This window comes from Exiguobacterium sp. EA-TM-5 (assembly GCF_053878415.1).
In genome coordinates this window covers 1,558,911-1,581,149 of the sequence record NZ_CM132670.1, presented here as the reverse complement: position 1 = coordinate 1,581,149, position 22,239 = coordinate 1,558,911, and the positions used below count along the sequence as shown (strand labels likewise).

Sequence of the window (22,239 nt, the reverse complement as noted above, 5' to 3'; positions counted from 1 at the left end):
ACTTTATCGTTCTCTCGGAACGTCTTAAAAGTTGTTAGCTACGGATTGAGTTGTAGAGGTTTCCGTTGTTTCTTCGACCTGCTCTGTCGTTTTCGGAAGGACTAGATTCAGGATGATTCCAAGAATCGTCGCCAGTGCCATCCCTTCGAGAGAGAAGTTGCCGATTTTGAGCGCCGCGCCTCCGATGCCTGTGACGAGAATGACGGCTGTGATCGTCAAGTTCCGTTTATCGGCAAGGTCAATCTTACTTTCCGTCAGCGTCCGGAGACCGTTCGAAGCGATGACTCCGAATAAGAGGATACTAATCCCGCCCATGACCGGTGTCGGAATCGTCTTGATGAATCCTTCGACGTATCCAAGGAATCCGAAGCTGATCGCAAGCACTGCTGCACCACCGAGGACATAAACACTGTAGACGCGTGTGATCGACATGACTCCGTTGTTCTCACCATACGTCGTCACCGGTGGTCCGCCAAGCATCGACGCGACTGTCTTCGCAATCCCGTCGCCCAGTACGGTCCGGTGCATCCCTGGATCAAGGAGCGTCTCGCGCCCGATGATGCGTGATGTCACTTTTTGTTCGCCGATGTGTTCCGTCAGTGTGACGAGCGTCACGGGAACGATCAGAAGCAAGGCGGCTGTATTCCACGATGGTGTGTAATTCAGGAACGGAATCGTGAAGTCCGGCACGTGGAAGAACGTGGCTTGTTGCAGTGGTGTGAAATCAATGATTCCGACAGATGCCGCGACGAGATAACCAACCGTGATCCCGAACAGGATCGGTATCGTACTCCACATCCCTTTTAAATATGTCATCGCGAGAAGTGTGACACCGAGTGTCACCATCGCGACGAGGAAATACAGTCCGTTGTACTTACCGTCTGCTCCATTCATCGCCATGTTGACAGCGGTCGGCGCAAGCGATAACCCGATGACCATGATGACCGGTCCGATGACGACCGGTGGGAGTAAGCGGAGCAACCAAGCAGCTCCCGTGTAGCGGATGAGGAGTGAGACGAGTCCGTAGACGAATCCAGCGACCATCCCACCGAGTAAAGCATCCTCGACACCCCACCGTTCACTGACGGCGATGATCGGGGCGATGTAGGCAAAACTTGAACCAAGGTATGTGGGTACTTTAAAGCGGGTGACGGCGAGGAAAATCAGTGTGCCGACTCCGCTTGCGACGAGCGCGACCGATGTGTTGAGTCCCGTTAAAAGCGGGACGAGCACGGTCGCACCAAACATCGCGAAGACGTGTTGTAGGCTGAGCATCAGCCAGTTTAGAGGATGGGTAGGTACTTCTTGTACATCAAGTACTGCGGCATGTTTTGCCATATGGATGACTCCCTTTCTGGTCTCTCTGGACCACCTTAAAGGTTTTGAATTTTAGCGTTTAATGAATACTTGATCGGCTTCATCGACTTCAGCGAGCGCGACGACGACTTGCTCATCGCGTGACGTCGGAACATTTTTGCCGATGAAGTCCGGACGGATCGGTAACTCCCGATGTCCGCGGTCGACGAGGACAGCGAGTTGAATCATACTCGGTCTTCCGTGGTCGACGAGTGCGTCCATCGCGGCGCGAACCGTTCGACCTGTGTAAAGCACGTCGTCAACGAGGACGACGATTTTTCCGGTGATGTTTTCCGGTAGATCAGAACCTTTGATTTCCGGCTCTAAACTGCGCTTTGACAAGTCATCCCGGTACATTGAGATGTCGACAACACCGAGTAAAACCGGTTTGCCTTCGATCTGTTCGATCCGCTTCGCAAGGCGGCGCGCGAGTGTCTCGCCACGCGTCTTGATTCCAACGATCATTAAATCAGCAATGCCTTTGTTACGTTCGATGATTTCATGAGCGATCCGTGTCAATGCACGTCCAATCGCGGCTTCATCTAAGATGACGGCTGGTTTCATAGTTTCTCCTTTCATACAAAAGACCTTCTGCGGAAATCCGCAGAAGGTCATCGAAGACAGAATCATGGCATACGTATTGTATGCATGCCTACGCACGTTTGTGGTAGGTTCTCCCTTTCGCAGCCTCTCCGGACTCGATTAAAGGTGATACTAGTTTGGTAGGATCGTCGCTCGGACGACCGAAGTGTCAGTAGAGGATGTCTCGCATCGCTCTCTAGGTGATACTCTACCGTTTTATTAGAAAAACGTCAAGACTCTAATTCAAGTTTTTTCAGTTGACCAATCTCGAATGTCATCTCTTCTGGGAGTGGTGCTTCAAAACGCATCCATTCGCCTGTCCGTGGATGTTCGAAGCCAAGAACCGCAGCGTGCAAGGCTTGACCATTCATTTTCATCGTCTTACGTGGACCGTATTTCGGATCACCGGCAAGCGGGAAACCGATATAGCGCATGTGCACACGAATCTGGTGTGTCCGACCTGTTTCGAGTTTACATTCAACGACTGTGAATCCTTCGTACCGGTCGAGAACACGGAAATGAGTTACGGCAGACTTCGAATTCTTATCCGTCACCGTCATCCGTTGACGATCGTTCTTGTCGCGTCCGATTGGTGCTTCAATCGTTCCGAGTTCGTGTGGAATCTCACCGTGTACGAGCGCGATGTAGAGGCGTTCCGTCGTTTTCTCTTTCAGCTGATGCGCGAGTGATTCATGCGCTAAGTCGTTCTTAGCAACCATCAACAGACCAGAGGTGTCCTTATCGATCCGGTGAACGATTCCTGGGCGTTTGACACCATTGATGCCTGAGAGATCCTGACAATGATGTAATAAGGCGTTGACGAGCGTCCCTGAGACATGGCCTGCCGCTGGGTGGACGACCATTCCTTTTGGTTTGTTGACGACGATGACATCCGAGTCCTCATAGACGACTTCAAGCGGGATATCTTCTGGTAAAATCTCGAGTTCTACCGCTTCCGGGATGTGAACGGCAATCGATTCCGTTCCCGATAATTTATAGTTCGGTTTAACGACACGACCGTCGACTTCGACGCGTCCCGCTTTCAACCATTCCTGTACTTGCGAACGCGACCATTCGTTTTGTTCTGCGAGCCATTTATCAATGCGCCCTGTCGCTCCATCCGCTTGTACGGACCATGTTTCTACTTCATTCATTTATCCATCGTTCCTTTCTTAGTCAACCGTTCTTCGAACATGACGCTGATCAGCATCGTAATGACACCAAACGTCAAACAGACGTCTGCGACATTGAAGATTGGGAAATTATAGCCGAACGGGAAGAAGTGGAAGAAATCAACGACTTCTCCTCGTGCCATTCGATCGATGAAGTTCCCAATCGCACCACTGAGTAGTAACGCGATGCTCCAAGCAAATACCTTATTTTTCGTGCCTTCCTTGTAGAGGAAGTAAATCAATCCAATGACGACGACGACCGTGACGATGAAGAAGAACCCGAATTTGCCTTCAAGCATCCCCCACGCCGCGCCTCGATTTCGATACGAGTTGAGATAAAAGAAATCCGGAATGACCGTGATCGCTTGACCAATCGTCATATTTTGAACGACGATCCATTTTGTCAACTGGTCGACTCCAACGAGTAAAGCAGCAATCCCTAAGTAAAGCCACATCCTATTGTCCTCCGCATCCAAAAATAATGAGGGACGTCCTGCGAAGTCGCAGCCGCCCCTCCCTTTGTATCATTATAAAGAATTGACGACCTCAGTACAACGTGGGCAAAGCGTCGGATGAGCCGGATCTTGTCCGAGTTCCGTCGAATATGTCCAACAACGTTCACATTTTTCACCGTCAGCTTTTTGAACCGTGATGCCTGTCGTCTCATACATCTTATCCGCTGTTTCAACGAATTCGAGTTGTGAGACTTGGAGTAACTGTTCGAGATGATCAATCGTTTCGAGCAAGGCTTTCGTTTCTTCTTTCGGCGCAAGCAGAAGCTTCGCTTCAAGTGTCTTACCGACGAGTTTCTCAACACGTGCTTCCTCGAGTGCTTTCAAGACATCATTGCGGAACGTCAAGAACGCATTCCATTTCTCGATGAGGGCAAGTCCTTCTTCTGAGACTTCGACCGTTTCCGGAAGGTCCGTCAAGAAGATACTCTTCGTCTCTACAGCTGGTACGAACTCCCAAGCTTCGTCTGCCGTGTGTGGCAAGACAGGTGCCATCAATTGTAACAAAGCGACAACTGTATCATACATGACCGTCTGAACCGCACGACGTGATGTGGCGTCCGCTTTTTCGATGTACAGGATATCTTTCGTGTAATCGAGATAGAACGATGACAAATCAAGGACACAGAAGTTGTGAAGCAATTGATAGACCGACATGAAGTCGTACGCATCATAGGCAGCTTTTACTTTACCAACCAGTTGGTCAAGTTTCGTCCGCATGAAACGGTCTGACTCTGGTAAGTCTTCGAATGCGACACGGTGCGTTGCAGGATCAAATTGATCCAAGTTTCCGAGGAGGAAACGAACCGTATTCCGGATTTTCCGGTATGACTCTGAGACTTGTTTGAAGTTATCCATCGATGCGCGAACATCGGCTTGATAATCGACAGATGCCACCCACAAGCGAAGAATCTCAGCTCCGAATTGTTGCATGACTTGAATCGGCGCGATTGTATTTCCAATCGATTTCGACATCTTGCGCCCTTGACCATCGAGGACGAATCCGTGACTGACGACTGCTTTGTATGGTGCTTTTCCTGTCGTTGCGACGGCTGTCGATAACGACGAGTTGAACCAACCACGGTATTGGTCAGATCCTTCTAGATAGAGATCCGCTGGACGTGTCAATTCAGGACGTGTCGCGAGGACACCCGCATGTGATGAACCAGAATCGAACCAGACATCCATGATGTCCGTTTCTTTTTTGAAGATACCGTTCGGGCTTGCTGGATGTGTGAACCCTTCAGGAAGCAAGTCGACTGCGTCACGCTCATACCAGACGTTTGATCCGTGAGCTGCGAACAGATTCGCGATATGATCAATCGTTTCCGGTGTGACGATTTCCGTACCATCTTCAGCGTAGAAGATTGGAAGTGGTACACCCCATGCACGTTGACGCGAGATGACCCAGTCGCCACGGTCTTTGAACATGTTGTGAAGTCGTGTTTCGCCCCACTCTGGTACCCACTGGACACCTTTGATTTCATCAAGGATTTCCGCACGGAAGTCTTTGATTGAAGCGAACCATTGTGGCGTCGCACGGAAGATGACCGGTTTTTTCGTCCGCCAGTCATGTGGATACGAGTGTTTGATGAACGACAGTTTTAAAAGTGCTCCTGCTTCTTCAAGCGCAAGACCAATTTCTTTATTCGCATCTTCATAGAACATGCCTTCGAATCCAGGCGCTTCCGCTGTCATGACCCCTTTATCATCGACTGGGCAAAGGACGTCAAGACCGTACGCTTGACCGATGCGGAAGTCATCTTCCCCGTGACCTGGAGCGGTATGAACGACACCTGTCGCTTCGGCTGTAACATGATCGCCGAGCATGACGAGTGATTCACGGTCATAAAGTGGATGTTTCGCTTTCATGTACTCGAAGTCCGCACCATTGAAGACGCGTCCGACAGTTGCATCTTCCCATCCGAGTGCTTCGATGACTTCAGGAACGAGCGTTTCTGCCACGATATAGCCTTTTCCTTGGTACTCGATCCGTGCATATGTTAATTCAGCACTGACAGAGATTCCAAGGTTCGCTGGAATCGTCCATGGTGTCGTCGTCCAGATAACGAAATGATCCGTCGGCTCAAGGATGTTTTTCCCATCCATGACTTGGAATGCGACATAGATTGCAGCTGAACGTTTATCCTGATATTCGATTTCTGCTTCAGCTAATGCCGATTCAGAAGAAGGTGACCAATAGACAGGTTTTTTCCCTTTGTAAATATAGCCTTTGTTTGCCATATCTCCGAATAACCGAATTTGAGCTGCTTCAAATTCCGGCTGAAGCGTGATATATGGATTGTCATAATCCCCAAGAACGCCAAGACGTTTGAATTGGTCACGTTGGTGATCCACTTGCTCCAGTGCATACTTCGCACACAACTCACGGAATTCTGCGACTGTCATCGATTTACGATCAACACCGGCTTTTTGAAGTGCTGTTTCAATCGGTAATCCGTGTGTATCCCAACCTGGTACGTAAGGCGACTGGAAGCCATTCATTGATTTATAACGGACGATGATGTCTTTTAAGACTTTATTTAATCCGTGACCCATATGGATATCACCGTTCGCATACGGAGGACCATCGTGGAGGATGAATGTTGGTTTCCCAGCATTCTTTTCCTGTACAGCAGCGTAGAGGTTCATCTCTTCCCAACGTGCTTGCATATCTGGTTCACGTTTTGGTAAGTTGCCTCGCATTAAAAATTCCGTTTTCATCATCAATAAGGTTTCTTTGTAATCCATCTGACCATCTCTCACCTTTCGCTTTAAAAGTACAAAAAAAGCCAAGCTCATCCCTGAGATAGGGACGAGCTTGGCTGAACTCGCGGTACCACCCTACTAATCCTGCTCTTCCATTCGAAGACACAGAACCGCTTAAGTACTCGATAACGGGAGTGAACCGGCATGGCTTACTGTTCAGCGAACGTTCAGTCATGCACTCCAAGGGGATACCCCATCTTTTTCGTTGCTCGGGCTTCCACCATTCCCCGATTCGCTGTCAACCGTCAAAGATGCGACGTGTCCTTATCATTGATTTTATTTATACGACATCGTCGTCATTATACGCAACTGCTGGAACATCGTCAAGCGCTCCACGAGAAGAGAAATCAAACGCATCCCAGTCGTGGCTCGTTAATAATTCCATCTGCGCATCGATCAACACTTTGAACCGATTGCGGTAAAGCTCGATTTTCTTGCGCATCTGCTCGACTTCGAAGTCCGTCCGTTGCGCCCGACGCTGTGCTGCGTCTTGCAACTGCTCTGCTTCGCGTTCTGCTTGTTTTAGGATTAAGCTAGCTTCTTTTGAAGCATTCGCTTTCACTTCCTCAGCTGCTTCTTGTGCAACGATGATCGATTTATTTAATGTTTCTTCCATCGAACTGAAGTAATCGACGCGTGCTTGCATATTTTGAATGACTTCCTGTTGTTGACGATTCTCACGTAACAACAATTCGAAATCCTTGATGACTTGATCCAAAAATTCGTTAACTTCATCTTCGTCATAGCCGCGAAACTTTCGTGTGAACTCCTTATTATGAATATCGAGTGGCGTTAATGGCATGATGGATTCCTCCTTCGCATTTATCTTATCCTTTTAAAATACCGTATTGTAGTTTGATCCGGTCCCGCTTCGTCGATCCAAGAATTGCAATCAACTTGACGCGTCCTGTTCCACGTAGTGAGAGTAAGTCGCCTTCTTGAAGCATGAAACTCGAATCATCCACTACTTTATAATTGACCTTACTTTCACCCTGTTTAATGAGCGCCTGTGCTTTTTGACGCGAGAAGCCGAGAATTTCACTCACGACTGTATCGAATCGAAGTGAACTTACGAATCCGAGTGTCTCTTCCCACTCTTGTTCCTTCACTTTCAAACGATCTTCTGCTTCTACACGCGAAAGACGAATCTTCGTCTTTCCAGCTCGTTCAACGTTTGCTTCGATATATGTCGCGACTTCGTCTGCGACGGCAAACTGTACTTGCTCCTGGATGATGACGTCACCAAATTTGGCTCGTTTCAATCCGACGTTCAATAATGTACCAGTGACTTGACGATGAGAAAGTTCAACGAATTTAGTAGGATAATGAATGCGATAAATGGAAATGTCAAAGTCATCCGCGTTGTATTCATAATAATCTGGTGCGAGGATTGCCCGTTTACGTTCAGAGCCTTCAAAACCGCCCTCAAAAAAGAGGGCGCATTTCGAACCGACGAGTTCTTGTGTGATTTGTTGTTCACGAGGATCTAGAAAATCTGTTAATTTGAACGTATAGGTCGCTTCCACATGATCAATCCAGTTCAAGACTGAATCGACGAATTCCCGCTCGCTTCCGCGATAATGATCATAGACACTCATACTAAAAAGATAGCTCGGATACCAGATTGAGCCAAGTTCAAGACGAGGAAGGCTACAATCGGTGAGATATCTAGCATGCCCCCGATAGGCGGGATGATTCGACGGAAGGGCGCTAGGAATGGCTCGACTAACATTGCGAGCACTTGTCCGAATTTCGAGTCACGGGCATTCGGGAACCACGATAGTAAAATATAAACAATCATGACATAGCTATAATATTGCAGCAATGTGCTTAATGTACGACCAATCGCGTACATTACTTGTGAATCCATACTTACCACCCCTTATGATTAATATCATCTTCTCCAAGTAAATTCGAGATGCTTCCTGCTAACTCGACATTGTTCGGGACACAGAGGAGGGTATTCTGACTGATCGTCGTGATCGTTCCATCAAGAGCGAACACAACACCAGATAAGAAGTTAATCATCTGTCGTGATTGATCTTTTGACATACGCTGCATATTGACGATGACCGCACGATTCTGACGAAGATGTTCCCCAATTTCTTGGGCTTCGTTAAAGACACGTGGTTCACTCAAGATGACTTGCGATTTCGCTTTTTTCGTCCCGTGAAGCGGCACGATATTCGATTGTCTCACACTGTCCTCCTTTTGAGTAACACTCGGGGTAGATTCCTCGTAATACTCTTCGTACTCTTGTTGCGACGTACCTCTACCTTTATTTATTGTAGCATCATTTTCATATTCAAGTTCATCTAAATCGTCGCTGTTGCCGAGAAATAGATTTTGCATTTTTGATTTAAAGCCCATATCCATTCTCCCTTCTTCTCGTTTAGGTGTGAACGAGCGTTGTTCCAATTCGGACGAACGTCGCCCCTTCTTCGATGGCAATCTCAAAATCAGATGACATCCCCATGGATAACTCTGTACATGGAGCATACGACAATTTTTTCGCCTTGACCTCTTCTTGCAATGTTTTTAACGACCGGAATACCTCACGTATACGTGCCTCATCTTCTGTTAATGGTGCCATCGTCATCAATCCGATGACACGAATCGCTGGATACTGACCGATTTCATGTAAAAACGATGGTAGATCCTCCGGTGCGATCCCTTGCTTCGATTCTTCCCTAGAAACATTGACTTGAATAAAGCAATCAATCGTCCGGTCTGTCCGTTTATTGATCTCTTCCGCCAGATGAAGGCGATCGAGGGAATGTAGCACGTCAATGGCATCGATGATTTGACGAACTTTACGTGTCTGTAGTGTGCCGATGAAATGCCACGTACAAGCTGATCGTCCAAGTTCTGCCTGCTTTTCAAGCAACCCATCCGGTCGATTTTCTCCGAGATGTGTCACGCCCGCTGCTAATAATTCAGAAGCAACTTGACTTGAGACTGATTTCGTCACACCAATCAGCTGTACCTGCTTTTTGAAAGAACTCTTTTCAGTTGCTTGTTCCATTCGTTGTGTAACATCTTGTACATTTTCAAGAATTGACATCCAATGACTCCTTTACGATCAAACTTGCAAACCGACCACCGTGGTCGCCGTGGCGATAAGAGAAGTAATCTTCCGCCTGACAGTGTGTACATAGACCTGAGTCAAGGACATCGCCCACTCCACATCGTTCAGCTAGCGCAGCATTCGTTTTTTGTAGCGATAACATCGCTTTTCCATCTTCCTTGCGTATGTAAGGAGACTCGTCTAGTTCGAGCGCATCAATGGCATCGATGACAGGTTGATCGACTTCGTAACAACAATCACGAATCGATGGACCGATGACCATCTGAATAGAAGATCGACTAGCACCCGCACGTTCCATTTGTTTTACTGTTTCTTCGACGATATTACTAACGGTTCCACGCCACCCAGCGTGCGTATTCGCGATGATTCCTGTCGTCGGATCACAGAAAATTAATGGAACACAGTCAGCAAACAACATCATTAGTAAGACATTCGAATCGGTCGTCACCAATCCATCTGTACCCGGAATCGCCGTTTCGTAATCCAAAGCACCGCGCCCAGACTCAAGTGTCGTCACTTGTTCGACATGATTACCGTGAATTTGCTGTGCCCAAATCGAGTTCTCAAGTGATAAATCAAGCTGGCGTGCGATGACTTGTCGGTTCTGAATGACGCCATCCCGATCATCGTTGACATGCAGTCCTAGATTTCCATTCTCATGTGGTGCTGCAAATTTCGTCGTAAAGGCGGCACGTACGGTACCAGTTGGTGTATCCCATTTGATCCATTGTCCAAACATGTTCATGCCTCCCTCAGTTTTAAAAAAAGAGGCGCCGCTTTCGCGACACCTCTTGGTTTAGCAGTCGTGTCACTGGAACATCGATTAACGATTATTCCGGCGAAGGAAAGATGGGATGTCCATCGTTTCTTCGACATCTGGCGCTTTAGCCGGTTCAGGATTCGAGCTGACAGGTGTCTCTTCGACTTGTGGTTTTGACTCCTCAGTTGGTGGTGGAGTCGCTTGTTTTTTCTTCAAGAGATTCTTCATCATCTCTTGTGCTGACGGAATTTCGAAATCGAGTGGTTCATTTTCGAATTCTGTCGCGATAACCGTGACGATGATCTCATCTTCTAGGTTGTCGTTGATGACAGAACCGAAAATCAAGTTGACTTCCTCATCTGCTGCACTCTGGACGATTTGTGCTGCTTCCGTTACCTCGTACAAGCTGAGGTTCGCACTACCGGTAATGTTCATCAGAACACCTTTTGCTCCTTCGATCGATGTCTCAAGCAATGGGCTCGAAATCGCCTTTTTCGCTGCTTCTGTCGCACGGTGTTCACCTGTTGCAACACCTACACCCATCAATGCAGAACCTTTTTCAGTCATGATCGTCTTCACATCAGCAAAGTCGAGGTTGATGAGACCAGGTACAGCGATCAAGTCGGTAATACCTTGTACACCTTGACGCAAGACGTTATCCGCTTCTTTGAACGCTTCAAGCATTGGTGTGTTACGATCAACGATTTCAAGCAATTTATCATTCGGGATGACGATTAACGTATCAACTTTTTCTTTGAAGTTCTGGACACCTGAGACGGCATGTTGCATGCGTTTGCGTCCTTCAAACATAAATGGTTTTGTTACGACACCGACTGTCAATGCACCGATTTCTTTTGAAATCTCAGCGATGACAGGAGCAGCTCCCGTTCCTGTTCCGCCACCCATTCCTGCTGTGACGAAGACCATGTCCGCACCTGAAAGGATTTCTGTTAATTGTTCACGACTCTCTTCTGCCGCTTTTTTACCGATTTCCGGATTGGCACCAGCACCAAGACCGCGTGTTAATTTTGCACCAAGTTGAAGCTTCACATCAGCTTGTGACATGTTCAATGCCTGCGCATCCGTGTTTACGGCGATGAATTCTACGCCTTGGACACCGTGTTCAATCATTCGGTTGACGGCGTTCGAACCGCCACCACCTACACCGATGACCTTGATTTTTGCTACTTGGTCCATCATTTCATCAAAATGCAACATAAAAAGGGCCCCCTAATATTTTTTACTCATTGGATTTTTTGTAGGCATTAACCAAAGAATTTCTCAAAGAAACTGCTGAATGACTTTTTCTCTTTTGGAGGCTGTTCACGTGTCGACCGTTCTTCTCGAGTAGGTGACGTCTGTTCGTTCATGAGCAGTGCATCCTGTTCATGTCCGTGCGCTACGACTTCCTTCTCTTCCGCCCGATCAAAACCTGATTTCGATACGGCGCTTCTTGAAAGGACATAACGTAGCATACCGGCTGCAACCGCATATTTTGGATGACGAATACCGAGACTGGCAGGTTGATAGACGTTGACGCTCTGCTTAAAGATTCGTTTTCCTAACTGGTCGATGCCAGGTAGTGAAGAACTTCCTCCACATAAGATCAAACCACTATTCATGTGAGAGTACCCAGCTTGAGTCATTCGTTTTTGAATCATCTCGAAAATTTCCTCGAGTCGTGCTTCAAGGACAAAGCCGATTTCTGACTGTGGTTCAAAACGATGTTCTCCGTTGATCGTGACGTAAGAAACTTTCTCTTCCGGATCACCGAGTGCTTCAAGCGCCACACCGTACTCTTCTTTTGCCAGTTTTGCATCTTGGTACTTACAATTCATCTTATACGTCAAATCACGTGTCAGATGATCGCCACCATATGGTAACGTCGTCGAGTAGACAAGATCGTTCTTTTCATAGATTGAAAGTGTCGTCGTCTCGTGTCCGATGTCAATGATCCCAACACCAAGTTCGAGTTCATCAATCGATGCTGCGATTCTAGATACCGCTAAACTCTCCAGCACATATCCAGCAAGCTCTAAACCAGCCCGTTCAATGGAACGTTTAATGCTATGTAGGATCGTCTTCGCACCAATAATGAGCTTCCCTGTTACTTCGAGACGATAACCGATCATTCCTCTCGGATCAGTGATTTCTGTCTGCTGATCGACTGTAAACGTCTTCGGCAAGACATCCACGACACTTAGTTCGTTTGGAATTCGCATGACCATTGCAGAATGTAGCACATCCTTCACATCATCATCCGTGATTTCATTATCCTCACCTTTGATCGACGTCATGCCTTGGCAATCCTTCACTTGAATGTGTTCGCCAGAAATAGCGACATATACTTCACCAATTGGTTCACCAAGTGTACGTTCCACTTCTGTGACCGCTTGTTTAATGGCATGTACTGTTTGATCGATGTCAACGATGACACCTCGTTTAACACCCGCGGATGGTGCAGAACCTTCAGCAAGAACGTTCAGCGTTCCACCAAGTAGTTCACCGACGATGAGTTTCACCTCCGATGTCCCAATGTCGAGCGCGGCAATCGTACCTTTCGTTTCCATGGGAGTGACACCTCCACTTTCATAATACTAATCCTTTTTATTCCTAATTATATTCTAGGAATGGGACAGGCTTCTTCTCGTTTAAGTCTACACTATATAAATACTTACGAAAAGAAGTTATTGCCCGTCTTAGCGTCCTAATAGATTACGATTTGATGACGATTCGAACAAAGGTCGACGAATGAAAACACACGTTTGTTTTTTATTCATCACCCTAGTGTGAATCTTCTATTTTTTCCCTTTATATGGTTTGAAATAGATGCCACCATCAATCGTAATCGTTCCTGTCTTTCCTTTCGGTAAGGCAGAAATGACTTTAACGTATTCATTCAAGGAATTTGAAAAAGCAGACGTACTAAGTAATACCGTATTCCCATCCGTCATGAATAATTTCAGACCGCCTTTGTCAGTCTTATCATTTGCGACGATTTCTGAGATCCGGCTGCGTACTTTCGGTTCGATTTTAACGAGTTCCTTCGTTAATCGATTTAAGGACTGATCTGTGAACCCAGTCAAGATTGGTGCGTCGAACAATTCTTCCTTCGATTTTCCAGGAATGATTGTCCCGTCCGCAAGTACGATTCGATCCCCCGGTTTATCCTTCGCATAAGCAATTTCTTTCTCTTCCGTCACCGTGACACGATATTGATGTAAAAATTGCTTTTGCATCGTCGCTTCCTGAATGCCTGGAACCTTTTCAATTCGTTCAAGAACGTCTTCTTCCGATATATTAAAGGCATGTGTCTCGTTCACCTTAATTCCTGATGCCTTCAAGATATCTGATGTTTTGACATTAAGGTTACCATCGATATCAAATCGAGCGACCCGAGAATAGCTCGACTGTAGATAAAAAACAACACCGACTAGTAGTCCAATCAAGATTAAGACATAGATAAGTCTTCGGTTAGCTTTTTTGCGACGTTGTTCACGGATATAAGGTATCTTATCCTCGAGACTGCGGACGTTCTCGTCCTCTTGTGGTCGTCCTGTCCTCCGTTCCCTCACGTCTTATTCCCCCTCTATAACGTAACAGTTCATTTCCCTATCGGTCTTTTCCTGCAATAGTTTAGTATTTTTGTTCCGTCAGCCGTAACAATTCATCGACTAAGTCACGTGAAGCATTCGGCATACCAAGAGCTAATGCTGCTTGAGACATCTCTTGTTGTTGTGCTAATGCTTTTTCACACGCCTCAAATAACCGATCACCTGACAGCTCTTGTTCACGAATCAATAGACTTGCACCTGTCTCGACGAGCGATGAGGCATTGACTTCTTGATGATTTTCCGTCACGTAAGGACTTGGGATGAGGATACTCGGTAATCCGAGTGTCGTCAGCTCGGCAAGCGTACTTGCCCCTGAACGCGAAATGACAAGTTGACTGGCTTTTAGGATGTTTGGTAAATCATACACGAATGGACGAAGTTGAATCCGTTCTGGAACGGAGCCAACACGTGAAGCAATCGTATCGTAATGAATTTGACCGGTTACGAAGAGTAGTGACCATCCTGCTTGTTCAACTTTTGGCATCATGTCAACGACTGCTTCATTGATGGCAGGCGCACCACGACTACCACCGTAGATAACGACGAGTGGACGACCTTCCTCAAAACCGAAACGTTGCCGCTCTTCGAGTGGATTGATTTTAAGCTCTGCCACTTCAGAAGCACGCGGATTACCAATCAAAACAGTCTTTGATTCATTTTTGCCGAAGTGGTGTCCTGAACCTTTAAAAGAGAGCGCAACACGATCGACATACCGTGCTAAAAATTTATTCGTGATACCTGGTAAACTGTTCTGTTCATGGACGAGTGTCTTGAATCCCATTTTTGCAGCCGTATATAATACCGGTCCACAGACGAATCCACCTGTACCGACGACGATATCCGGTTGGAACTGGCGCAGAAGTTTGCGAACACGACGAACACTCTTGATGAATCGGATTCCGGTCTTGACGTTCTCAAAAGATAACGAACGACGAATACCCGAAATTTCGATTGATTCAAATGAAATTCCCGCTCGGCGAACGATATCTGCTTCTAAACCATTCTCCGTTCCAATATAAAGGACCTCACATGACGTGCGTTGTTCAAGTTCCCGAATCATGGCAAGCGCAGGATAGATATGCCCCCCTGTACCGCCTCCAGAGACGACGATTTTCATACTGTTGTTCCTCCTACCTGATGTACGGCACGAACGAAATGCTCGCCGCGCTCCTCATATGTCTTATATTGATCCCAACTTGCAGATGCCGGAGACAAGAGAATGATATCACCAGGTTGTGATGTTTCAAACGCCACCTTCACTGCTTCATCCATTGTCTCAACGACTGTCGAAGGATAACCGTTTTCTGATGCAAGCGTCCCAAAACGGTGACCCGTCTCACCAAGTCCAATGACATGTTTAACATGCTTCATTGCACCAAGTAACGGTGTTAAATCCGCTCCACGCTCGAGTCCACCACATAACCAAATGATTGGTGCTGTAAATCCAGATAAGGCTGCTTCTGTCGCGACATTATTCGTCGCTTTCGAGTCGTTGTATACTTTTCGACCAGCAATTTCACCGACGAACTGTGTCCGGTGCTCTACACCACCGAATGTCCGTAGCACATGCTGGATGTCAGATACTGCGAGGTTAAATGGTTCAACGAGTGTTAAGGCTGCAAGAACGTTCTCGACATTATGTCCACCGCCGAGAGCGAGTTCATCGACAGGTAAGATACTCGTCCCATTGATCGTCAACGTATCATTCATGACTTCTGCATACGCCGATTGACGACGCGAGAACAAGAGCGGCGTTACTTTAGCAGACGTACCGAGCACACGAACGGATACGTCATCTGCGTTCAAGACAAGACGATCTGCTTCTTTCATGTTCTTGAAAATCCGAGCTTTTGCTTCACCATATGATTCAAAATCACCATGATAATCCAGATGTGCCGGTGATAAATTCAAAAAGGCTGCCGTGTACGGTCGGAATTGCTCAATCCCCATCAATTGAAAACTTGATAATTCAATGACGATGATGTCATCTTGTTTCGCCTGACTTGCGATTTCAATTGCCGGGAATCCAATGTTTCCTGCCAAATGAACACGCCGAGACCCCGTTTTTAACAATTCGTGAACAAGTGTCGTCGTCGTCGTTTTCCCGTTTGATCCTGTAATGGCAATCCACGTCGCATCTGTTGCTTGATACGCCAGTTCTACTTCTGTCCAAATCGGAATATTGCGTCGTAGCGCTTCTTGTAATAAATCGATTTGATACGGAATTCCTGGATTCTTGACGATTAGATCGATGCCATCGAGTAGTGCTAACGGGTGCTCACCGTAGACCGTTTTGACGTCGAGTGATGCAAGCGCTGCTTGATCACTCTCGGACGGAGTTTTCCCGTCATTCACTGTTACCTCTGCACCGACACTCACTAAATAACGAGCGGCTGCGATTCCACTTTTCGCCGTTCCGAGAACGAGCACTTTTTGATCATTCCATTGTCGTTGTTCCATTGTTGAATCGCTCACTTTCTCTCTTCGTTTTTTTATTGGATGAATAGGTAGGCGATGAATGCCATCAAACAGCTGATTCCTGCGAATGTACCGACGATCCGCCATTCACTCCAACCGACCATTTCGAAGTGGTGGTGAATTGGACTCATTTTAAAGATTCGTTTCCCTGTCGTTTTAAAGGAGATGACTTGTAAAATGACTGATAATGTCTCAACAACGAAGACGATACCGATTAAGACAAGTAGTAATTCCAGTTTTAACACGATCGATAGCCCGGCTAGCGCAGCACCAAGTGCAAGTGAACCGGTATCACCCATAAAGATTTTTGCTGGATGAGCATTGAATATAAGGAATCCAATCAATGCACCAACTGCTGAGAAAGCAAAACAAGCTGCTCCCACTTCATCTGCGATGAACCAACTGTATAATCCGAAAAACAGGAATGTTGGAATCGCTGTAAACGAGACAAGACCATCTAGACCGTCTGTCAAATTGACCGCATTCGAGAAGCCGACTAACCAGAACAAGGCAACAAACGGGTAGATGATTCCAAAATCAAGCTCGAAGTCTGTAAACGGAATCGACAGATAGGTCGCATCACTCGTAAAACCACCGCTCAACCAGACGAACAACACTCCGACGACGATTTGTCCTATTAATTTTTGTTTCGAATTCAGACCGAGGTTACGCTTCTTGACGACTTTGATGTAATCATCGATGAATCCGATGACGCCGTAGGCTAATGTTAAAAAGAGTAACGATAACTGTGTCGTCGATAAATCGCCCATGACGAGTGCACCGAGAACACTGATGATCATCGCCACAAGAATGACGATTCCACCCATCGTCGGTGTTCCTGATTTGACTTGGTGCCATTGTGGTCCCTCTTCCCGAATTTCCTGACCGAACTTCAGTCGGTGTAGAAACGGAATCGCTTTAGGCATGACGAGCAGTACAACAAGAAATGCAAGAATAAGACTGATAAATAATGTGATCATAGCAGACACCCTTTTTCAAAAATTAGTTTTCGTTCAGATAGGTCAATATCCGTTCGAGCGCCATCCCACGTGACGCTTTCAATAAGACAATCGTTCGTTCTCCAAGTAGCGGATACAACTGTTTAGCAGCATCCTCGACTGTTGCCGCAAATTGGACTTGGACGGATGGATCGCTGATTCCTTCAGCAATCCACGCGCCCTTCTCCCCTACTAGGATAGCATGCGAGACAGGTAACGCAATCCGCTTTCCGACCGAGGCATGTAACAAGCGTTCCTGTTCCCCTAATTCATACATATCACCAAGCACGAGAACGCGCGTCGTATAACCTTCTAATGCAGTAATCGTTTCAATCGCTGCATTCATCGATGTTGGACTAGCATTATACGCATCATTAATGACCGCAGTCTCTTCATAGAGTAGTCGCTCCATCCGCATCGGTGTCAATTCAACAGCATCAAACCCTTCTTGAATCCGTGTATCGGTTACTCCAAGTGCACGCGCTGTTGCGATCGCGTACGCTGCATTTCGAACTTGGTGTTTCCCGAGCACGGGTAGATGAAACGCGGTGCCATCGTAAGCAAAAGCTGTGCCGAAGAACGTCGCGTCCGTTGGCTCGATCCGGTACGTATTTCCAATCTGATAACCGATTTTTTCCGCTTCAACTTCTGCAAGCAGTGGTTCATCACCATCAACGAATAAATGACCCCCTGGTTTGAGTCCAGAACGAATCTCAAGTTTCGCTTTAGCGATTCCACTACGTCCGCCGACTTGCTCCGCATGCGATTCACCGATGTTCGTGACGAGTGCGATATCTGGCTCAGCAAGATTCGATAAGAATTCGATATCTCCAAAACCGTTCATTCCCATCTCGAGCACGGCGACTTCCGTATCAGCAGGCATCATCAAAATGGTTAAGGGCATGCCAATATCCGAATTGAAGTTTCCTTGTGTCTTATGTGTCTTGAACGTCGTCTTGAGTACACTTTCGACCATATCCTTCGTCGACGTCTTTCCGTTCGATCCAGTGATGGCGACAATCTTTGGTGCAATCTGTATTAAGTATTGTTTAGCGATTTGTTGTAATGCTACGAGCGGCTCATCCACTTCTAAGAAAACGATATCGATAGCAGGACGAGTAAACCCTTTCTTCCATAATGTAACGATGGCTCCTTGTCCTTTAGCCCCCTCAAGGAATCGATGACCATCGACGCGCGCTCCTTGAATCGGAATGTAGAGACCATCTTCGAGTAGCGCACGTGAATCCGTCGCAAAATGACGGACGACACGGTCGTCTTTTACATCGAGATGCAACCACTCAGCGATTTGCGTAATTGTTAACATGATATATTCCTCCATTCGATGACAGCAAAAGAGGACGAATGCAAAAGTCAACGAATGACTCCTGTTCGTCCTCGTCTTCCTGTAGAAATCAGGAAACTTGCTCTACCGTTAATCTTTAGGTTCAGCTAGTTCGACCGTCAACTTTCCATTTTCCTTCACTAGTGTACCAGTTCGAGCCGATTGTTTGGTTACAAAACCTTTACCGATGACGTCGAGCTTCAAGTCATATAAGCTGACGAGCTTTTTGACGTCTCGCTGCGACCAACCAGTAATATCCGGCATCTTGAACGTATTTGATGTCTTCAGTAAGACACGCTCTCCACTGACGAACTCTTGACCGCGAGAAGGTATTTGTGAAACGACTTCTGCACCCTCACCGAGGATGATTGGAACCGCTTCTTGCTCTTTTGCCAAATCCGTTGCTTGCCGCACACTCTTCTGGATATAGCTAGGTGTTATCTTTGCCTTAACGTCAACCGAATCTTTCTGCGTTTCTGGTTGAATGCTTCGATACTGTAGTGCCGTATTCATGACACCTTTGAACACAGGACTCATGATGAGTGGTCCAGAAACTGACGATTCATTTTTCGACGGACGATCGACTGCAATATACATGATCAATTCCGGATCATCTTTCGGAGCCATACCGATGAATGAGTGAATAAATTGTCCTTGAATGTATTTCCCATTCTCAGAAATTTGAGCTGTACCCGTCTTACCGATGACACGGTAATCTTTCAGCTTATACATTTGACCGGTTCCGATTTTACTGTTGACGACACCGTCAAGTGCTTCGCGGGTCGCCTTTGCAGCTTCAGCAGAAATCGGTTTACCTACGACCTCTGTTTTTGCTCGATATGGTGCTTTATCCGTATGATCCGCTTTTTGAATAATGTGCGGTTTGACCATCTCACCGTCACCAGCGATTGCTGTTGCCCCTTGAAGCAGTTGCATCGGCGTAACCGCTGTTGATTGCCCCCATGAGGTAATGAGTGCATTCAATGGTTTTGACAAATCAGATTGACTATTTACTTCTCCCGAGATGTCTATACCCGTTCGTTGGTCAAAATGAAACTTCTTAAAGTAATCTTTATACCGTTCGATTCCAAGTTTTTCTGCAGTCAACTTTGAGAACATGACGTTTGAGGAGTGATAGACGCCCTCGATCATCGGGATCGTGCCCCAACCGACATCATTGTAATCTTTGATAACGGTTCCTTTATAGTTATAACTACCCGATTTATACATCTCATTCGGGCGGAAGACTCCGGCATCGATTGCTGCTGCAAGCGTAAAGATTTTCATCGTCGAACCAGGTTCGAATCGTGATGACACGGCGAAGTTCGTAAAGTCCTTCATGTCACGTAGATTTGGGTTGAATGATGGTCGATCCGCCATGGCGAGGATTTCACCGGTCTTCGCATCCATGACGATGCCTGTCGCATTTTTGGGCTTATACGTGTTGTACATTTTTTGCATCTCTTTTTCAAGCGACTGTTGAATACGATGATCAATCGTCAAATAGAGATTCGATCCATCCTTGGGCTCGTTCGAAACACGAGACGACCCTTGAATCAAGGGATTTCCACTACGGTCTTTCTCAAAGACACGCGCTCCGTAAGATTCGCTTAAAGCGTCATCATATTGTTTCTCGATTCCCATTTGTCCTTGTAATGCGACACGACCATTTTCCTCCGTAATCTTTTGAACGAACCCAAGCGTATCCGACAAGAAAATGCCATTCGGATAGTAACGTTTTGGCTCTTCGATCATTCGAATTCCAGGGAGCTTGAGCTTATCGATTTTTTCTTTTTGATCAAGCGTCAGATCATTCCCTTTTTTCCCGAATTCAATTTGAGATCGCTCTTTGTTTTCAATCAAATAGGTCTCTAGTTCCTTCGTTGTCATTCCAAGAATCGGCGCAAGACCTTCAGCCGTCTTCTTGAAGTCGACGATCGTCTCATCTGGATCTTTGACGCCACCAAGTCGATAAATCCCAATTAGATGATAGGATGGAACGTTGATGGCAATCGGAGATCCGAGACGGTCGAATATCTCGCCTCGTTCAGCACCAAGTGTTTCTTGTGATTCCCATCGTTTCTTCTCCGCATACGCAATCATATCTTCACCATGAAACTGTTTGGTCGTTGCTAAGTACAAAAATCGGCCAATGAACACAAAAAAGAGAGTAGCAAATATCATCATGATACAGGCTACTCTCCAACGGGATTTTTTCAGTGGATTCATTTAGGAATCACCTTGATGTTCCCTTTACGCATATCAAGACCCTGTTCTTTCGCAATCTTATAAATCCGTTCTGGAGAGCTTAAGTTCGTGACCTCTAGTTGTAAACGTTCGTTTTCCTTGTTGAGGGTCTGTGTGACTTGATTTTCTTTTGCTAAGTCACGGCTAACATTATATGCCTCATTGTGTGTACTGATCGTCAAACTCCCAAATAACACAAGACCACCAATCATCGCACTGTATAAGAATTTTTCAAAAGGATACAAGCGATACTTCGGACGGACGGCGACGCGACGCGCAATATCTTCCGTCTTCCGTGGTTCCTGAACAGGTTGTTGACGAACGGGTTGAACCGTTTGGACCGATTTACGAAGTGGTTCTGCCATTGGAATGCTCCTCTCAAGATTCTTTCATTTTTTCAGCAATTCGTAATTTTGCCGATCGGGCACGACGGTTGTCATCGAGTTCCTCGACGCCAGCCGTAATTGGCTTGCGTGTAACGAGTCGAAGTTCCGGCTCCATTTCGACGGGAATCATCGGTAAGCCCGGCGGTAGCTCGGGTAGTGATGATTTTTCTTTAATTGCTTGCTTACACATGCGATCTTCAAGTGAATGGAACGTGATGACACATAGACGTCCACCGACTCGTAATACATCAATTGCTTGGTGTACCGCACGGTCAAACACATTCAGTTCGTCATTGACGGCAATCCGGATTGCTTGGAATGTCCGTTTCGCAGGATGTCCGCCTTTGCGACGTGCTGGTGCAGGAATCGCATCCTTAATCAATTCGACGAGTTCGAATGTCGTCTCAATCGGGCGCTCTTCCCGTGCTTTTTCGATTTTACGCGCAATTTGTTTTGAGAATTTCTCTTCCCCGTATGTAAAGAAGATACGTACGAGATCATTATACGGCCACTCATTGACGACTTCGTAGGCAGAAAGTGGAGAAGATTGATCCATGCGCATGTCGAGACGTGCGTCGTGATTATAACTAAATCCTCGTTCCCCTTCGTCTAATTGTGGTGAAGAGACACCGAGATCGAATAAGATGCCGTCCACTTTCTCGACGCCATGTGCTGCTAGTTGATCTTTTAAATAAGCAAAATTACTTTTTATTAAAGTAAAGCGACCTTCATACGCCGCGAGACGTTCTGCTGCATGAGCGAGTGCGACATCATCTTGATCAAATGCATACAGATGACCGGTCGTCAATTGCTTGACAATCTCTTCGCTGTGTCCTGCTCCGCCCAATGTACAATCGACGTAAATACCGTCGGGTTTAATCGCGAGTCCTTCGATTGACTCCCATTTCAAAACTGTTTCATGCTCAAACATGTCC

Annotated in this window: 21 protein-coding genes and 1 other annotated feature; all 21 genes read right to left on the bottom strand. The window is 46.5% G+C overall.

Annotated features, from left to right (window positions below):
- Positions 1-24 precede the first annotated feature (24 nt).
- Positions 25-1,338 carry a uracil-xanthine permease family protein gene (locus tag ACV3PA_RS08085; protein WP_456124425.1) on the bottom strand — a complete coding sequence of 438 codons (1,314 nt, stop codon included), beginning with the start codon at positions 1,336-1,338 and terminating at the stop codon, positions 25-27.
- A gap of 51 nt (positions 1,339-1,389) precedes the next feature.
- Entirely contained in the window at positions 1,390-1,920 is a 531-nt protein-coding gene (gene pyrR, locus ACV3PA_RS08080) for a bifunctional pyr operon transcriptional regulator/uracil phosphoribosyltransferase PyrR (protein WP_053454554.1), read from the bottom strand.
- Positions 1,921-2,168: 248 nt separating this feature from the next.
- Entirely contained in the window at positions 2,169-3,092 is a 924-nt protein-coding gene (locus ACV3PA_RS08075) for an RluA family pseudouridine synthase (protein ID WP_053453841.1), read from the bottom strand.
- A complete protein-coding gene (lspA, locus tag ACV3PA_RS08070; protein ID WP_053453842.1) occupies positions 3,089-3,565 on the bottom strand; it encodes a signal peptidase II in 477 nt (158 codons plus the stop codon). The genes ACV3PA_RS08075 and lspA overlap by 4 nt, the downstream gene beginning before the upstream one ends.
- Before the next feature lie 72 nt (positions 3,566-3,637).
- Complete coding sequence (ileS, locus tag ACV3PA_RS08065; protein ID WP_053453843.1) at positions 3,638-6,373, bottom strand: isoleucine--tRNA ligase; 2,736 nt, start codon at positions 6,371-6,373, stop codon at positions 3,638-3,640.
- A 57-nt stretch (positions 6,374-6,430) separates the two neighbouring features.
- Positions 6,431-6,671: a binding site (T-box leader), on the bottom strand.
- Positions 6,672-7,193: a DivIVA domain-containing protein gene (locus tag ACV3PA_RS08060; protein WP_023468794.1), complete on the bottom strand. Its 522-nt coding sequence runs from the start codon at positions 7,191-7,193 to the stop codon at positions 6,672-6,674.
- 25 nt (positions 7,194-7,218) lie between these two features.
- Entirely contained in the window at positions 7,219-7,989 is a 771-nt protein-coding gene (locus tag ACV3PA_RS08055) for a YlmH family RNA-binding protein (RefSeq protein ID WP_456124424.1), read from the bottom strand.
- Positions 7,986-8,261, bottom strand: coding sequence for a YggT family protein (locus tag ACV3PA_RS08050; protein ID WP_023468796.1), 276 nt, complete (start codon positions 8,259-8,261; stop codon positions 7,986-7,988). The genes ACV3PA_RS08055 and ACV3PA_RS08050 overlap by 4 nt, the downstream gene beginning before the upstream one ends.
- Positions 8,262-8,263: 2 nt before the next feature.
- Positions 8,264-8,761, bottom strand: coding sequence for a cell division protein SepF (locus tag ACV3PA_RS08045; RefSeq protein ID WP_053453845.1), 498 nt, complete (start codon positions 8,759-8,761; stop codon positions 8,264-8,266).
- Positions 8,762-8,783: 22 nt separating this feature from the next.
- Complete coding sequence (locus ACV3PA_RS08040; protein ID WP_053453846.1) at positions 8,784-9,455, bottom strand: YggS family pyridoxal phosphate-dependent enzyme; 672 nt, start codon at positions 9,453-9,455, stop codon at positions 8,784-8,786.
- The gene (pgeF, locus tag ACV3PA_RS08035) at positions 9,442-10,218 is read right to left on the bottom strand and encodes a peptidoglycan editing factor PgeF (RefSeq protein ID WP_053453847.1); all 777 of its coding nucleotides are present in this window, start codon (positions 10,216-10,218) and stop codon (positions 9,442-9,444) included. Before pgeF ends, ACV3PA_RS08040 begins: the two co-directional genes overlap by 14 nt.
- 84 nt (positions 10,219-10,302) lie before the next feature.
- A complete protein-coding gene (gene ftsZ, locus ACV3PA_RS08030) occupies positions 10,303-11,457 on the bottom strand; it encodes a cell division protein FtsZ (RefSeq protein WP_029342137.1) in 1,155 nt (384 codons plus the stop codon).
- 47 nt (positions 11,458-11,504) lie between these two features.
- On the bottom strand, positions 11,505-12,809 hold the full coding sequence (gene ftsA / locus ACV3PA_RS08025; protein ID WP_053453848.1) for a cell division protein FtsA: 1,305 nt from the start codon (positions 12,807-12,809) through the stop codon (positions 11,505-11,507).
- A 228-nt stretch (positions 12,810-13,037) separates the two neighbouring features.
- Positions 13,038-13,814 carry a cell division protein FtsQ/DivIB gene (locus tag ACV3PA_RS08020; protein ID WP_053453849.1) on the bottom strand — a complete coding sequence of 259 codons (777 nt, stop codon included), beginning with the start codon at positions 13,812-13,814 and terminating at the stop codon, positions 13,038-13,040.
- Positions 13,815-13,875: 61 nt separating this feature from the next.
- Positions 13,876-14,970 (bottom strand): undecaprenyldiphospho-muramoylpentapeptide beta-N-acetylglucosaminyltransferase, encoded by a 1,095-nt coding sequence (murG, locus tag ACV3PA_RS08015; protein ID WP_053453850.1) that lies wholly within the window; start codon positions 14,968-14,970, stop codon positions 13,876-13,878.
- A complete protein-coding gene (murD, locus tag ACV3PA_RS08010) occupies positions 14,967-16,313 on the bottom strand; it encodes a UDP-N-acetylmuramoyl-L-alanine--D-glutamate ligase (protein ID WP_456124423.1) in 1,347 nt (448 codons plus the stop codon). Before murD ends, murG begins: the two co-directional genes overlap by 4 nt.
- Positions 16,314-16,345: 32 nt before the next feature.
- Positions 16,346-17,311, bottom strand: coding sequence for a phospho-N-acetylmuramoyl-pentapeptide-transferase (gene mraY / locus ACV3PA_RS08005; RefSeq protein ID WP_053453852.1), 966 nt, complete (start codon positions 17,309-17,311; stop codon positions 16,346-16,348).
- 22 nt (positions 17,312-17,333) lie between these two features.
- A complete protein-coding gene (locus tag ACV3PA_RS08000) occupies positions 17,334-18,653 on the bottom strand; it encodes a UDP-N-acetylmuramoyl-tripeptide--D-alanyl-D-alanine ligase (RefSeq protein ID WP_456124422.1) in 1,320 nt (439 codons plus the stop codon).
- A gap of 108 nt (positions 18,654-18,761) precedes the next feature.
- On the bottom strand, positions 18,762-20,900 hold the full coding sequence (locus ACV3PA_RS07995; RefSeq protein ID WP_456124421.1) for a penicillin-binding protein: 2,139 nt from the start codon (positions 20,898-20,900) through the stop codon (positions 18,762-18,764).
- A complete protein-coding gene (gene ftsL, locus ACV3PA_RS07990) occupies positions 20,897-21,283 on the bottom strand; it encodes a cell division protein FtsL (RefSeq protein WP_053453854.1) in 387 nt (128 codons plus the stop codon). The genes ACV3PA_RS07995 and ftsL overlap by 4 nt, the downstream gene beginning before the upstream one ends.
- 13 nt (positions 21,284-21,296) lie before the next feature.
- Positions 21,297-22,235 carry a 16S rRNA (cytosine(1402)-N(4))-methyltransferase RsmH gene (gene rsmH, locus ACV3PA_RS07985; RefSeq protein ID WP_053453855.1) on the bottom strand — a complete coding sequence of 313 codons (939 nt, stop codon included), beginning with the start codon at positions 22,233-22,235 and terminating at the stop codon, positions 21,297-21,299.
- Positions 22,236-22,239: the final 4 nt, after the last annotated feature.

Excerpts from the sequence above, each read along its gene's own strand:
- ACV3PA_RS08085 (WP_456124425.1), bottom strand. The coding sequence starts at position 1,338 with ATGGCAAAACATGCCGCAGTACTTGATGTACAAGAAGTACCTACCCAT.
- pyrR (WP_053454554.1), bottom strand. The coding sequence starts at position 1,920 with ATGAAACCAGCCGTCATCTTAGATGAAGCCGCGATTGGACGTGCATTG.
- ACV3PA_RS08075 (WP_053453841.1), bottom strand. The coding sequence starts at position 3,092 with ATGAATGAAGTAGAAACATGGTCCGTACAAGCGGATGGAGCGACAGGG.
- lspA (WP_053453842.1), bottom strand. The coding sequence starts at position 3,565 with ATGTGGCTTTACTTAGGGATTGCTGCTTTACTCGTTGGAGTCGACCAG.
- ileS (WP_053453843.1), bottom strand. The coding sequence starts at position 6,373 with ATGGATTACAAAGAAACCTTATTGATGATGAAAACGGAATTTTTAATG.
- ACV3PA_RS08060 (WP_023468794.1), bottom strand. The coding sequence starts at position 7,193 with ATGCCATTAACGCCACTCGATATTCATAATAAGGAGTTCACACGAAAG.
- ACV3PA_RS08055 (WP_456124424.1), bottom strand. The coding sequence starts at position 7,989 with ATGAGTGTCTATGATCATTATCGCGGAAGCGAGCGGGAATTCGTCGAT.
- ACV3PA_RS08050 (WP_023468796.1), bottom strand. The coding sequence starts at position 8,261 with ATGGATTCACAAGTAATGTACGCGATTGGTCGTACATTAAGCACATTG.
- ACV3PA_RS08045 (WP_053453845.1), bottom strand. The coding sequence starts at position 8,761 with ATGGGCTTTAAATCAAAAATGCAAAATCTATTTCTCGGCAACAGCGAC.
- ACV3PA_RS08040 (WP_053453846.1), bottom strand. The coding sequence starts at position 9,455 with ATGTCAATTCTTGAAAATGTACAAGATGTTACACAACGAATGGAACAA.
- pgeF (WP_053453847.1), bottom strand. The coding sequence starts at position 10,218 with ATGTTTGGACAATGGATCAAATGGGATACACCAACTGGTACCGTACGT.
- ftsZ (WP_029342137.1), bottom strand. The coding sequence starts at position 11,457 with ATGTTGCATTTTGATGAAATGATGGACCAAGTAGCAAAAATCAAGGTC.
- ftsA (WP_053453848.1), bottom strand. The coding sequence starts at position 12,809 with ATGGAAACGAAAGGTACGATTGCCGCGCTCGACATTGGGACATCGGAG.
- murG (WP_053453850.1), bottom strand. The coding sequence starts at position 14,970 with ATGAAAATCGTCGTCTCTGGAGGCGGTACAGGGGGGCATATCTATCCT.
- murD (WP_456124423.1), bottom strand. The coding sequence starts at position 16,313 with ATGGAACAACGACAATGGAATGATCAAAAAGTGCTCGTTCTCGGAACG.
- mraY (WP_053453852.1), bottom strand. The coding sequence starts at position 17,311 with ATGATCACATTATTTATCAGTCTTATTCTTGCATTTCTTGTTGTACTG.
- ACV3PA_RS08000 (WP_456124422.1), bottom strand. The coding sequence starts at position 18,653 with ATGTTAACAATTACGCAAATCGCTGAGTGGTTGCATCTCGATGTAAAA.
- ACV3PA_RS07995 (WP_456124421.1), bottom strand. The coding sequence starts at position 20,900 with ATGAATCCACTGAAAAAATCCCGTTGGAGAGTAGCCTGTATCATGATG.
- ftsL (WP_053453854.1), bottom strand. The coding sequence starts at position 21,283 with ATGGCAGAACCACTTCGTAAATCGGTCCAAACGGTTCAACCCGTTCGT.
- rsmH (WP_053453855.1), bottom strand. The coding sequence starts at position 22,235 with ATGTTTGAGCATGAAACAGTTTTGAAATGGGAGTCAATCGAAGGACTC.